Origin of the sequence: Actinomyces oris (assembly GCF_001929375.1) — a bacterium.
Lineage (GTDB): Bacteria > Actinomycetota > Actinomycetes > Actinomycetales > Actinomycetaceae > Actinomyces > Actinomyces oris_B.
In genome coordinates this window covers 34,192-46,819 of the sequence record NZ_MSGO01000007.1, presented here as the reverse complement: position 1 = coordinate 46,819, position 12,628 = coordinate 34,192, and the positions used below count along the sequence as shown (strand labels likewise).

Sequence of the window (12,628 nt, the reverse complement as noted above, 5' to 3'; positions counted from 1 at the left end):
TCCGTCGGCAACGCATCACCCATCTGCAGGTCGGAGCGCAGGATGTAGTTCTTGATCTCGGCCATCGTCGCCTCCGCCTGGGTGACGGGCGACGACATCAGCGTGGAGTAGGGACCGTGAGGGATGATCGACTCATCGGCAGCTAGTGTGACGTTTATCTCTTTTCCTGTGATGGTGGCTGCTTGTGGTACGGGTGCTCTGTTCATGGTGCTGTTCTTCTTGATGTTGGCCACGGTTCTTGCCCTGTCAATCATTGTTGATCACTGCGATGTGATTCCGTTCGTCGAACGACTCGCCCCGACGGTGGGGTGGCAGTTCGTGAACGTCTTGCCTGCGAGGTCATGAGTGGTCTGAACGTCCTGACTTCTGCTACAGTCATCCTACCAACGTCAGACATAAGACGTCAGACATCAGGAGAGAATCAATGGCGATCACGACTCCGGCCGGCTCCAGCCGCCGGGACTTCATCAGGCTGACCGGAACCCTCGGAATGGCTGCTGGTCTGGCTGTCAGCCTTGCGGCCTGCGGCGGTAAGGGCAAGACCACAGGTGGCGCAAAGGCCAGTGGTATGGCTACCGATCAGGAGGTCACCCACAAGGACGGTGTCATCACCGCAGGTATTTCCTATGAGCTGGGCACCAACGGCTACGACCCGATGACGACGTCGTCGGCTCTGACGGTCGCTGCCAACTGGCACACCCTGGAGGGGCTCACCGAGCTTCACCCGGCCACCCGCGAGGTGTACGCGGCTCTGGGCGCGGAGATGCCCAAGAAGGTGGACGACACCACCTATGAGGTCGCGCTGCGTAAGGACGCGAAGTTCTCCGACGGTTCGGCTGTGACTGCCGACGACGTCGTCTTCTCCTTCACGCGCGTGCTCGACCCGGCCAACAAGTCGCTGTACTCCCAGTTCCTTCCCTTCATCGACAAGGTGGAGGCCAAGGACGCAGGCACGGTGACCATCAAGCTCAAGTACGCCTTCTCGCTGGTGGCGGAGCGTCTGAGCGTCGTCAAGATCGTCCCCAAGGCGGTTGTCGGGGCGGACGCCAAGAAGTTCGACATGAACCCCGTCGGAAGCGGTCCCTACAAGATGACCGACAACGGTGCCGCCAGCCAGAAGATCGTCTTCGAGCGCAACGACAAGTACAACGGTCCTCGCCCGGCGCTGGCCAAGTCCATGACCTGGCAGGTTCTGCCCGATGACACGACCCGCACCAACGCGATGACCTCTGGCTCCGTGCAGGCCATCGACGCCGTCCCGGCAGCCAACCTCTCGACGCTCAAGGACCCGGTCAAGGTGGCGGCGCAGCAGGGCTTCGGACTGCTCTTCGCCATGTTCAACAACACCACCTTCTCCAACGTCAAGGCGCGCCAGGCAGTGCTCTACGCGCTGGACTACGCCAAGATCTGCGACACCGGTATGGCTGGTCTGGCGACGCCGGCGACCTGCTTCGTCCAGGACGGGCACCCCGCGTACAAGAAGGCCAAGACGGTCTACTCCAAGGACGCGGCCAAGGCCAAGTCGCTCCTGGCGGAGGCGGGTATCACGACCATCAACCTGCTGTGCACGGACCACGGCTGGTTCTCGGCCGTCAGGCCCATCATCCGTGAGAACCTCGAGGCCCTGGGGGTGACGGTCAAGTACGACGAGAAGAAGTCCGCGGACACCTACTCCTTCATCGATTCCTCTCAGGGGGCGTGGGACGTGCTGATCGCTCCCGGGGACCCCTCGGTCTTCGGCAATGACGCGGACCTGCTCATGCGCTGGTGGTACAGCGGTGACGTGTGGACCGAGAGTCGGATGCACTGGAAGGGCTCGGAGAGCCAGGTCGCGGTCCAGAAGCTGCTCGATGAAGCGGTCAAGCTGGAGGGTGACAAGCAGGTCGCCAAGTGGCAGGAGATCTTCGACAAGATCTCCGAGGACGTTCCGCTCTACCCGATCTTCCACCGCAAGACTCCGACGGCCTACGACTCGACGACGTTGGAGAACTTCAAGCCGATCTCGCTGACCGGCCTGTCCTTCGTGGGGACGGGGTCGACCAAGTCCTGAGACTCACGTGCGGGCGGTGTGGTAGTCGCTGGAGGGTGCCACACCGCCCGTGCCGTGTTCGGGGCGTCAGTGTGTCCGAAGTGAGAGCAACGGACTTGCAATCTGACGTCAGACATCAGACAATTGGGGTGGCGGCTGGCTCTGCGGCTGCCACGTGACCCGGCCGCCCGCTTAAGGCGGCAGGACGCTAACGCAAAGGAGCATCTCAGTGTCCAACCTCATCCGCCTGATCGGACGGCGCCTGGTCGCGCTGCCGGTCATGGTGCTGGGCGTGACGCTGCTCGTCTTCATCGTCATGTCGTTCTCCTCGGCAGACCCGGCGCGTCTCGCGCTGGGTGAGTCGGCCACGCCAGACGCCCTCGAGCAGTACCGAGTCGCCCACCATCTCAACGACCCTCTTCTCAAGCGGTTCTGGGAGTACCTCCTGGGCCTGATTCATGGTGACCTCGGTACCTCCTTCACCGGAGCCAAGATCTCCGACATGGTGGCCGCGGCCTTCCCGATCACGCTCCAGCTGACCTTCATTGGAATCTTCGTGGCCGTCATCCTGGCCACGATCCTGGGAATCATCGCGGCCCTCTATCGCGACAAGTGGCAGGACCAGGTCATCCGCGTTATCTCCATCGCCTGCCTGGCCACTCCGTCCTTCTGGCTCGCCCTGCTGCTCATCCAGTGGTTCTCCGATATTCCGGGGGGAACGGGGGCCTTCCCCGCGCTGGTGTCCGAGTGGGTTCCCTTCACCGAGGATCCCGGAACGTACATCAACCAGATCTTCCTGCCGGCACTGGCCATCGCGGTTCCCAACACCGGCTCGCTCACCCGCGTGGTGCGTACTGCCATGGTTGAGGAGCTCGACCGCGACTACGTGCGCACCGCTATCGGTGGCGGTATTCCCAAGAACGTCGTTGTGGCCCGCAACGTGCTGCGCAACGCGCTCATCACTCCGCTGACCGTGCTGGGACTGCGCATCGGCTACGCCATGGGAGGCGCCGTCGTCATTGAGATGATCTTCAATATCAAGGGGATGGGCCAGCTCATCTTCCAGGGCATCACCCGTAATGACGTGAACATCGTCCAGGGGGTCTCCATCACGGTGGCACTGGCCTTCATCATCATCAACATTGTTGTTGACATGCTCTACGTCCTCGTCAACCCACGAATCAGGAGCATCTGATGCTGCACCGCTCCACACTGGATAAGGCCTCGCGGCCCGGGCTGCGCTTCCAGGGCTGGAAGGCGCTGCCTGTCGGCTCGAAGATCGCCATCATCGTGCTGGGCCTCATTGCCCTGATCGCCATCCTGGCTCCCGTCGTCGCCCCCTACTCTCCCGGTGCCACCGGGCTGGCGGAGACCAAGACGACGTCCTACATCGAGGGCGTCGGTGAGGTGACCTCCTCCGATCCGGTCGTCGCTCCGTCCGCGTCCCACCTGTTCGGTACGGACGGCACCGGCCGTGACATCTTCTCCCGCGCCGTCTACGGCGCCAGGGTCTCACTGGTCGTGGGCCTGACGGCCACCGGACTGGCGCTTGTGGTGGCCTCGGTCCTGGGGGCCATTGCCGCCACCTCCCGCAAGTGGATCGCTGAGACCCTCATGCGCGTGCTCGACGTCGTCATGTCCTTCCCCGGCATCGCTCTGGCGGCCGTCCTCGTCTCGGCGATGTCGACCCGCCTGCCGATGCTGCCGGTCATCATCGTGTCCATCGGCATCCTCTACATCCCCCAGCTCACCCGCGTGGTGCGCGCCAACATCATCTCCCAGTTCGGCGAGGACTATGTGGCCGCCTCCAAGGTGATGGGGGCCCCGGTGCCGTGGATCCTGCTCAGGCACGTGGCCCGCAACTGCATCGCCCCGATCATGGTCTTCGCGACCGTCCTGGTGGCCGACGCGATCGTCTTCGAGGCCTCGCTGTCCTTCATCGGCGCGGGCATCAAGTCCGTCAACACCCCGACCTGGGGCAACATGCTCTCCGAGGGCAAGGAGCTGCTCCTGTCGGGCCACTGGTGGCCGACCTTCTTCCCCGGCCTGCTCATCCTCATCACCACCCTGTGCCTCAACGTCCTGTCCGAGGGGCTCACCGACGCGATGGCCTCGCCGCGCATCAAGGCCAAGCCCGACGTCCAGGCCGACGAGGAGGCCATGGAGGCCCAGGAGACCCTGAACGCCTGGGACGACGCTGCTGAGGCGGTGGTCGCCAACGCCTCCGTCGCCGACGGCGATGACGCCACGAACGGGCTCAGCTCACTGACCGGCGTCGTCGCTCCTGCGGCAGAGGACGTTCCTCTGTCCGAGCGGCTCAGCTCCCTGCGGGTGGCCGAGCTCGCCCGGCGGGACCGTCTGGTCTACGAGGACACCGGTGAGGACCCGGTCCTGGAGGTCAAGAACCTCTCGATCGCCTTCCCCGAGCAGCACGGCGAGGTCAACATCGTCGACGGCGTCTCCTTCTCCGTGCGCCCCGGCGAGACCATGGGACTGGTGGGGGAGTCCGGCTGCGGCAAGTCCATCAGTTCGATGGCCGTCATGGGGCTGCTGCCGCCCTCTGCCCGGCTCTCCGGTGAGATCCTCTTCAAGGGGCGCAACATCCTTGAGATGACACCGGCCGAGCACAACGCGCTGCGCGGTCACGAGATGAGCATGGTCTACCAGGACGCCCTGTCCTCGCTCAACCCCTCCATGCTCATCCGCACCCAGATGGCCCAGCTCAGCGCGCGTGGAGGCACCCGCAGCGCCTCCGAGCTGCTCGAGCTGGTGGGACTCGACCCCAAGCGCACGCTGCGCAGCTACCCGCACGAGCTCTCCGGCGGCCAGCGCCAGCGCGTCCTCATCGCCATGGCGCTGACCCGCGACCCCGCCCTGGTCCTGGCCGACGAGCCGACGACCGCCCTGGACGTGACCGTCCAGAAGCAGGTCATCGACCTGCTCAACGAGCTGCGTGAGAAGCTCGGCTTCGCGATGGTCTTCGTCTCGCACGACCTGGCCCTCGTGGCCAAGCTGGCGCACCGGATCACCGTGATGTACGCGGGCCAGGTGGTGGAGCAGGCGCCCACCAGCGAGCTGCTGGCCAACCCTGTTCACGAGTACACCCGGGGCCTTCTCGGGGCCGTGCTCTCCATCGAGGCCGGCTCCAAGCGGCTCCACCAGGTGCGAGGGGTCGTCCCCTCACCCAGCGAGTTCGTCAAGGGAGACCGGTTCGCCCCGAGATCGTCCCACCCGACGGTCGGCCTTGAGACCCGGCCCGTGCTCAAGCCCGTGCCGGGCACGACGGAGCACAGCTACGCCATCACCCCCGAGCTCGAGGCTCTGCTCGCGAAGGAGAAGCACTGATGTCGCCCAACACGTCTGCATCGTCCTCATGGAGCGAGGACCAGCCGGTCGTCGAGCTCAGGGACGTCAACGTCATCCACAAGTCCCGCACCGGCGGCCTGTTCAACCCGGACACGGTGCACGCGGTCAACAACGTCTCGCTGTCCGTCAAGCGCGGAGAGACCCTGGGGCTCGTGGGGGAGTCGGGCTGCGGCAAGTCCACGACCGCCCGGGTCATGGTGGGGCTGCAGCCGATCACCTCCGGTGAGGTCATCTTCAAGGGCCGTCCGCTGGGGCGCTCGGCCTCGGACCGTCGCGAGCTGGGACGCAGCATCTCGGTGGTCTTCCAGGATCCGGCCACGGCTCTCAACCCGCGCATGATCGTGCACGACGCGCTCATCGACCCGCTCAACGTCCACGGAGTCGGATCCCCCAAGGAGCGCGAGGCCCGGGTTCGCGACCTGCTCCACCTGGTCGGCCTGCCTCCCAGCGCCCTCAACGTGCTGCCTCGGCAGATCTCCGGTGGTCAGCGCCAGCGCGTCGCCATTGCCCGAGCACTCGCTCTCGACCCCGACATCATCGTGGCCGACGAGCCCACCTCGGCCCTGGATGTCTCGGTGCGCGCCCAGGTGCTCAACCTCCTCCAGGACCTCAAGGCATCCTTGGGGCTGGGGCTGGTGTTCATCAGTCACGACATCAACACGGTGCGCTACGTCTCGGACCGGATCGCCGTCATGTACTTCGGCAAGATCCTCGAGATCAACACCACTGAGGAGATCTTCAACAATCCTCAGGAGGAGTACACGCGCACTCTGCTGGCAGCAGTGCCCTCGCTGCTCGATGTCTGAGTAGACGGCCCCCGGCCGCGGCCGGCGCCGTCAGCACCTCCAGGTCAGGGGCGGGCCCACTCAGGTCCGCCCCTCACCCGGCACGTAAGGTCGCCGGCAACCCCAGGCAGCGGGGTGGCGCCAACCGGGAGCATCTGCAACAATACCTCGTGACGTCAGATGTCAGACGTCAGATAACCTTTCAATGAAGAGAGTCACCGCAATGGACAACCGTTTCGCCGGCGTCATCCCGCCGGTCGTCACCCCTTTCACCGCCGAGGGCGAGGTTGACCTCGACAGCCTGGACAAGGTCGTCGAGCACCTCATCGCCGGTGGTGTCAACGGCCTGTTCGCCCTGGGGTCCTCCGGAGAGGTCGCCTACCTCACCGACGCCCAGCGCGACGCCGTCATCGAGCGAGTCGTCAAGACCGCGGCAGGACGTGTCCCGGTGCTTGCCGGTGCCATCGACACCACCGCCCACCGGGTCATTGACCAGGCTCGTCGGGCGGCCGCCCTGGGCGCCGAGGCGATCGTGGCCACCTGCCCGTTCTACGCGCTCAACGACGCCGAGGAGATCAAGGCTCACTTCCGGGCCATCGCCGCGGCCATCGACGTCCCCGTCTTCGCCTACGACGTCCCCGTGCGCCTCGGCGGCGCCAAGCTCGGTTGCGACCTGCTCGTCGAGCTGGGCAAGGAGGGCGTCCTGGCCGGCGTCAAGGACTCCTCCGGCAACGACGTCGCCTTCCGCAGGCTGGTTGCCGCCAACGAGGCCGCGGGCCACCCCCTGGCCCTTCTGACCGGCCACGAGTGCGTCGTCGACGGCATGCTCCTGCTGGGCGCCGACGGCCTCGTCCCCGGATACGGCAACGTGGACCCGGTCCGCTACGCCGAGATGTGGAAGGCCTCCCGCGAGGGGGCGTGGGACGAGGTGCGCCGCCTCCAGGACGAGGTCTGCGCGGGCTTCGAGATCGTCTTCGTGCCCCAGGGCCGCTCGGCCGACGCGACCGGTATCGGCGCCTTCAAGACCGCCATGGAGGCGATCGGGATCATCGCCACCAACGAGATGGCCTTCCCCGTCAAGGCTCTCGAGGGTGAGACCAAGGAGCGGGTCCTGGAGATCGTCAAGGCCCAGGGCCTCATCTGACCTCCCGACGGCTGCATGCCCGTGTCGACCGAGGTGGCGACCGCCGGGCATGCAGCCGCCATCGCCGCGGCGAGGCCCCGAGCCCCGTTCCAGACGGCCTCCTGGGGCCGTCCCTCATCCCTTCTACTTTTCAACCCGGCGCGCCAGCGCCCAACCTCCCGTCGGAGAGCGTCATGAGTCAGGATGTCCTCCCATCCACCCCCCTCAACCCACCGCCATCGCCGTCCGGCCAGGCTCCGCTCGTCGTCGGACTCGACCTGGGCGGCACCAAGATGGCCGCCGCACTGGTCGACGCCGGCGGAGTCCTGCAAGGACCGGTGAGCTCCTGCCCGACCCCGGCTCACGACGGTCCTGACGCCATGCTCGATGCCATCAGCGGCCTGGTCGCGAAGGTCGTCGAGACCGGAACGCACCAGGAACCCGGCAAGGCCGCGGCGATCACGGCAGTCGGGATCGGCACCGCCGGCGTCGTCGACGTCGAGCGCGGGACCATCCTGTCGGCCACCGACGCCATCACCGGATGGGCCGGCACGCAGGTCGCCGCCGGCGTTCGCGAGCGGCTCGCCGCCCAGGGGCTGGGTGAGCTGCCGATCCACGTCGAGAACGACGTCGACGCCTACGCCGCAGGAGAGGCCTGGCTCGGTGCCGGCACCGGGGCCGAGGTCGTCCTCATGGTGGCGGTGGGAACCGGGGTCGGCGGCGCCCTCGTCATCGAGGGGCGAACCCGCAGGGGCGCCCATCACGTGGCCGGCGAGATCGGCCATGTCCCCGTGCCCGGGGCCCAGGGCGAGCCCTGCACCTGCGGCAGGGCGGGGCACTTGGAGGGCGTCACCGCTGGGCCGCAGATCCATCGCCGCTACCTGGCCAAGGGTGGAGACCCCGACGTTCCCGACGCCCGCGGGGTCGAGGAGCGCGCCGCTGCGGGGGACGATATCGCCGCGGAGGTCTACCGCGACTCGGCCGCCTGTTTGGGCAGGGCCCTGGCGGGACTGGCCACCGTGATCGATCCCGACGTCGTCGTCGTCTCAGGTGGACTGGCGCGCGCCGGCGACCTGTGGTGGGGGCCCCTGCGGCAGACCTTCGCCGCAGAGATCATCGCCCCCCTGGCCCCCATCAAGATCCTTCCCGCCACCCTGGGGACCACCGCGCCGATCGTCGGCGCGGCTCGCGGTGCCCTCGCCCTGGCCTCCAGCAACGACAACCACCGCCTCTAGCCACCGGGCTCGGGCGCCATCAGACAGGACACACCCATGACCGAGCAGTCACCCTCACAGTCGTCAACGCAGACGCAGGCCGCCACCGCGGGGATCCACCCCGTCCTGGAACGTCTCAAGGGAGGGCTCATCGCCTCCGCCCAGGCCTACCCGGGCGAGCCCATGCGCGACCCGCGCACCATGGACCAGGTGGCCCAGGCCTGCGTCGCCGGAGGCGCCGTCGGCATCCGCGCACAAGGGCTGGCGGACCTGGCCCTCATCTGCCAGCACGTCGACGTCCCCGTCATCGGCCTGTGGAAGGACGGGCACGACGGCGTCTTCATCACCCCGACCCTCACCCACGCCATCGCCGTGGCCGCCACCGGGAGCCAGATCGTGGCCCTGGACGGCACCCGGCGTCCCCGCCCCGACGGGCTGAGCCTGGCCCAGACCGTCGAGGGGCTGCGGCAGGCCCGCCCCGAGGTCCTCATCATGGCCGACTGCGGCTCCTTGGATGACGCCAAGGCCGCCCAGGACGCGGGAGTGGACATCCTGGGGACCACCCTGGCCGGCTACACCGGGGAGCGCCCCAAGACCGAGGGGCCCGACCTCGAGCTCGTCGACCAGGTCGCCGGTATCGCGCAGGTCCCCCTGGTGGTCGAGGGACGGGTCCACACGCCCGCGCAGGCGGCCGCCGCCATGGAGCACGGGGCCTTCGCCGTCGTCGTCGGTACCGCCATCACTCACCCGACGACCATCACCTCGTGGTTCGCGAGTGCGCTGCCGGGAGCCCTGCGGAAGGGCTGAACGGAAGGGCTTAAGGAAACGGCGTCGTTCCGCGACTTGCTCCGCATGTGACGGATGTGACTGCTGTGGTGTAAATGTGCGAATTGTTACTCGCTATCCAGCGCGACACTCCGGTCTGACCTGACAAACCCAAGGTTTTATGCGTAGCGTTGCCAGAAGTGGCACCACATAAGGGTGTCCGTCCACGATCGAGAGGGAAGACATGTCCGTCAACCGCACCGAGCTCATCGCCGCCATCGCCGAGAAGGCCGGCCTGACCAAGACCGACGCCGACGCCTTCCTGGGAGCCTTCCAGGATGTCCTCGTTGAGAACGTCGCCAAGGGTGAGGCCGTGAAGATCACCGGCCTCATGGGCATCGAGCGCGTCGAGCGTGCCGCACGCACTGGCCGTAACCCCCGCACCGGTGAGGAGATCCAGATTCCCGCCGGCTACGGTGTCAAGGTCACCGTCGGCTCCTCGCTGAAGAAGGCTGTCGCCGAGTGATACGTGGGGCCGCGCCCCTGACGTCCTGATCTCCGGTCCGTTGCCGCCCCGTCGGGGCGTGGCAACGGACCGGAATCATGTCTGCGCCCCGGCGCCCTCCTCATCGGACTGATGATGCTCAGGGCGGTTCTCCGGGAGGATGGCAGGGACGGTGATCTCCTCCTCCCGGCGGAGGGCCGAATAGGGGAGGGCTTTTACAGTGGAAACATGTCTGCTTCCACATGCGCGGTGAGCTCGCCCGACGGCACAGACACGGTTGGCGCACTGGTCGGGGCCGCTCCCGGTCCCGCCTCCGTTCCAGCGCTTCAGATGAGGGGGCTGGTCAAGGTCTTCGATCGCAAGGTCGCGGTGGACCGACTGAGCCTCGACATCCCCGTGTCCAGCTTCTACGGCATCGTCGGCCCCAACGGGGCGGGCAAGACGACCAGCCTGTCGATGGCCACCGGCCTGCTGCGCCCCGATGCCGGTCAGGTGCTCGTTCATGGTGTTGACGTGTGGGCGCAGCCTCAGCGGGCCAAGACCCTGCTGGGAGTCCTGCCCGACGGGCTGCGCACCTTCGACCGTCTCAACGGTCTTGAGCTCGTCACCTACTCGGGACTCCTGCGCGGGCTCGAGCGCGACGTCGTCGTCCCCCGGGCGACCGAGCTGGTCAAGGTGCTGGGGCTGTGGGAGGCCGGAACCACGCTGGTCGCCGACTACTCGGCGGGTATGCGCAAGAAGATCCACCTGGCCTGCGCCATGGTGCACTCGCCCTCCACCCTGGTCCTGGATGAGCCCTTCGAGGCCGTCGACCCGATCTCGGCCCAGACGATCCAGACGATCCTGCGGGACTACGCCGCCGCCGGCGGCACCGTGGTCATCTCCAGCCACGTCATGGCCACGGTGCAGCGCCTGTGCGACCACGTGGCCATCATCAATGCCGGCCGGGTGGTTGCCGCGGGCACGACGGAGCAGGTCGCTGCAGGCGCAGACCTCGAACAGCGCTTCACCGAGCTGGTGGGGGGCCAGGTGCGAACGGAGGGGCTGTCATGGTTGCGACCCTCGTCAAGCTGAAGTGGCGCCTGACCCTCAATGCCCTGACCAAGAACGTCTGGGCCATCATCGGGACCGTGTTCGGGGCCCTCTACGGTATCGGGGTGCTCGTCATGGTGCTGGCCGGCGCCGTCGGACTCGGACTCAAGACCGACCCCGACGTCATCGGGCTGGTCCTCGGGGCTCTCGGGGCGCTGCTGGTGGCCGGATGGGCCGTGGTGCCTCTGCTCGTCACCGGGGTCGACTCCACCCTGGACCCCCGCGCCATGGCGGCCTGGACCGCTCCGTCCAGAGGGCTGGCGCTCGGCCTGCTGGCGGCCGGCGCCCTGGGAATCCCCGGTTGCATCACGGCTGTTGTCTGCCTCATTCCGGTCCTCACCTGGCTGCTGGCGGGCCAGCTCCCGGCTGCGCTCCTGGCGCTGCTGTGCGCTCCGGCCGCACTGGCCACCTGCGTGCTGCTGTCCCGGATCGTCGTGACGGCCGCAGGCATCTCCTCCTCGCGCCGGGGGCGTGAGACGACGGCGATCATCGCCTTCATCGTCCTACTGGTGTTCACGCAGGCACCGAATCTGATCCCCCGGTTCCTCGGGGACGATCCCACCGACATTCTTCAACAGCTCGGGACCCTGGCCAAGGCCGTGGGCCTGAGCCCCTTCGGGTGGGCCTTCGCCGCTCCTGGACTCATGGCCACCGGCACCGTGCTGCAGGCTCTGGCGCTGGCGATCGGCGCGTGGATCCTCCCCGTGATCCTGCTGCCCCTGTGGCAGCGCGTGGTGAACAAGGTGATGACCTCTCCGGGGACGTCGCACACCCGGACGCGGGCCTACGCGACCGACGGCGCGGGCTCCGACGTGCAGCATCGGAGCCTGCCCGACGTGCTGCCATGGGCCCGCAGGCTCAGTACTGCCCTGCCCGCGCCCGCCGCCGCTGTGGCGGCACGCAGCCTGCGCTACTGGCGCACCGATCCCAGGTACCTGGTTCAGTTCCTGTCCGTCCTGCTCATTCCTTTGACGCTCGTTCTGGCTCCCGCTCTCAACTCCTCCCGATTCGTCGTCTACGTCAACGGTCAGCGGATGGAGACCAGCTTCGCCCTCGGGCACGCACCGGCCGCACTGCTGTTCATGGCACCCGCCCTGGCCGTCTTCATGGGGTGGGCTCTCCACAATGACCTCGGAATGGACTCCACCGCCCTGTGGAGCCATATCAGCGCCGGCATCAGCGGAGCGCACGACCGTCTGGGACGGGTGGTCGGGGCGGCTGTGTGGCAGGCGCCCGTCATGCTCGTCGTCGATGTGCTCATGGTCGTGTGGACAGGCCGCTGGGAGGCGCTGCCCGCCATCACCGGCGCCTGCCTGGCCCTCTACGGCTGCGCGCTGGCCTGGTCCTGCCTCGCCAGCGTCCTGCTGCCCTACGAGACGCTCGCCCCCGGGGACAGCCCCATGCGCTCGCGGACCTCGGGGACGGCCTTGCTGGCCGCGCTCATCCAGATGGTGGCGATCCTGCTTCTCCTGGCCGTGTGCTCCCCGGTCCTGGGAGCGGCGGTCTACGGCGTCGTCCAGGGGGCACCGGTGTGGGGCTGGGTGGCGCTCGCCGCGGGGACCGTGTGGTGCGGTCTGCTGCTGTGGGGCGGAGTCGTCGTCGGCGGGCGGGCGCTGGACCGGCGAGGACCTCAGGTTCTCGCCACGATCCGCACCTGGCCGGGACACTCCCAGCCGGTGTGATCGCGCTGGTCACACCGCGACGGAGTGAGCGATTCTGATGACTCGAGGTAGGGTTGCTTTAAAGCCG

General features: G+C 67.4%; 10 protein-coding genes and 1 pseudogene. 10 read left to right on the top strand and 1 reads right to left on the bottom strand.

Features of this window, described 5'->3' with window-relative positions; all coding sequences use genetic code 11:
- A pseudogene (locus BKH32_RS02085) lies at positions 1-233 on the bottom strand (GntR family transcriptional regulator); the annotation flags it as partial.
- Between the two features lie 191 nt (positions 234-424).
- Here BKH32_RS02085 and BKH32_RS02080 point away from each other — a divergent pair.
- The 10 genes from BKH32_RS02080 (at position 425) to BKH32_RS02035 (ending at position 12,561) form a co-directional block, all read left to right on the top strand.
- Entirely contained in the window at positions 425-2,050 is a 1,626-nt protein-coding gene (locus tag BKH32_RS02080) for an ABC transporter substrate-binding protein (RefSeq protein ID WP_075248407.1), read from the top strand.
- A gap of 208 nt (positions 2,051-2,258) precedes the next feature.
- Positions 2,259-3,224 carry an ABC transporter permease gene (locus BKH32_RS02075; protein WP_075248406.1) on the top strand — a complete coding sequence of 322 codons (966 nt, stop codon included), beginning with the start codon at positions 2,259-2,261 and terminating at the stop codon, positions 3,222-3,224.
- Positions 3,224-5,374: a dipeptide/oligopeptide/nickel ABC transporter permease/ATP-binding protein gene (locus tag BKH32_RS02070; protein ID WP_075248405.1), complete on the top strand. Its 2,151-nt coding sequence runs from the start codon at positions 3,224-3,226 to the stop codon at positions 5,372-5,374. Before BKH32_RS02075 ends, BKH32_RS02070 begins: the two co-directional genes overlap by 1 nt.
- The gene (locus BKH32_RS02065; RefSeq protein ID WP_075248404.1) at positions 5,374-6,201 is read left to right on the top strand and encodes an ATP-binding cassette domain-containing protein; all 828 of its coding nucleotides are present in this window, start codon (positions 5,374-5,376) and stop codon (positions 6,199-6,201) included. The genes BKH32_RS02070 and BKH32_RS02065 overlap by 1 nt, the downstream gene beginning before the upstream one ends.
- 202 nt (positions 6,202-6,403) lie before the next feature.
- Positions 6,404-7,324: a dihydrodipicolinate synthase family protein gene (locus tag BKH32_RS02060; RefSeq protein ID WP_075248403.1), complete on the top strand. Its 921-nt coding sequence runs from the start codon at positions 6,404-6,406 to the stop codon at positions 7,322-7,324.
- Positions 7,325-7,497: 173 nt separating this feature from the next.
- A complete protein-coding gene (locus BKH32_RS02055) occupies positions 7,498-8,538 on the top strand; it encodes an ROK family protein (RefSeq protein ID WP_075248402.1) in 1,041 nt (346 codons plus the stop codon).
- Between the two features lie 36 nt (positions 8,539-8,574).
- Positions 8,575-9,324, top strand: coding sequence for an N-acetylmannosamine-6-phosphate 2-epimerase (locus BKH32_RS02050; RefSeq protein WP_075248401.1), 750 nt, complete (start codon positions 8,575-8,577; stop codon positions 9,322-9,324).
- A 202-nt stretch (positions 9,325-9,526) separates the two neighbouring features.
- Positions 9,527-9,808: an HU family DNA-binding protein gene (locus BKH32_RS02045; protein WP_003783064.1), complete on the top strand. Its 282-nt coding sequence runs from the start codon at positions 9,527-9,529 to the stop codon at positions 9,806-9,808.
- 207 nt (positions 9,809-10,015) lie between these two features.
- Positions 10,016-10,861 carry an ABC transporter ATP-binding protein gene (locus tag BKH32_RS02040; protein ID WP_075248400.1) on the top strand — a complete coding sequence of 282 codons (846 nt, stop codon included), beginning with the start codon at positions 10,016-10,018 and terminating at the stop codon, positions 10,859-10,861.
- Positions 10,837-12,561: a transporter gene (locus BKH32_RS02035; RefSeq protein WP_075248399.1), complete on the top strand. Its 1,725-nt coding sequence runs from the start codon at positions 10,837-10,839 to the stop codon at positions 12,559-12,561. The genes BKH32_RS02040 and BKH32_RS02035 overlap by 25 nt, the downstream gene beginning before the upstream one ends.
- Positions 12,562-12,628 lie beyond the last annotated feature (67 nt).

Bases quoted from the DNA above. Each gene is read 5' to 3' on its own strand.
- BKH32_RS02060 (WP_075248403.1), top strand. From the start codon at position 6,404: ATGGACAACCGTTTCGCCGGCGTCATCCCGCCGGTCGTCACCCCTTTC.
- BKH32_RS02055 (WP_075248402.1), top strand. From the start codon at position 7,498: ATGAGTCAGGATGTCCTCCCATCCACCCCCCTCAACCCACCGCCATCG.
- BKH32_RS02070 (WP_075248405.1), top strand. From the start codon at position 3,224: ATGCTGCACCGCTCCACACTGGATAAGGCCTCGCGGCCCGGGCTGCGC.
- BKH32_RS02045 (WP_003783064.1), top strand. From the start codon at position 9,527: ATGTCCGTCAACCGCACCGAGCTCATCGCCGCCATCGCCGAGAAGGCC.
- BKH32_RS02080 (WP_075248407.1), top strand. From the start codon at position 425: ATGGCGATCACGACTCCGGCCGGCTCCAGCCGCCGGGACTTCATCAGG.
- BKH32_RS02040 (WP_075248400.1), top strand. From the start codon at position 10,016: ATGTCTGCTTCCACATGCGCGGTGAGCTCGCCCGACGGCACAGACACG.
- BKH32_RS02035 (WP_075248399.1), top strand. From the start codon at position 10,837: ATGGTTGCGACCCTCGTCAAGCTGAAGTGGCGCCTGACCCTCAATGCC.
- BKH32_RS02065 (WP_075248404.1), top strand. From the start codon at position 5,374: ATGTCGCCCAACACGTCTGCATCGTCCTCATGGAGCGAGGACCAGCCG.
- BKH32_RS02050 (WP_075248401.1), top strand. From the start codon at position 8,575: ATGACCGAGCAGTCACCCTCACAGTCGTCAACGCAGACGCAGGCCGCC.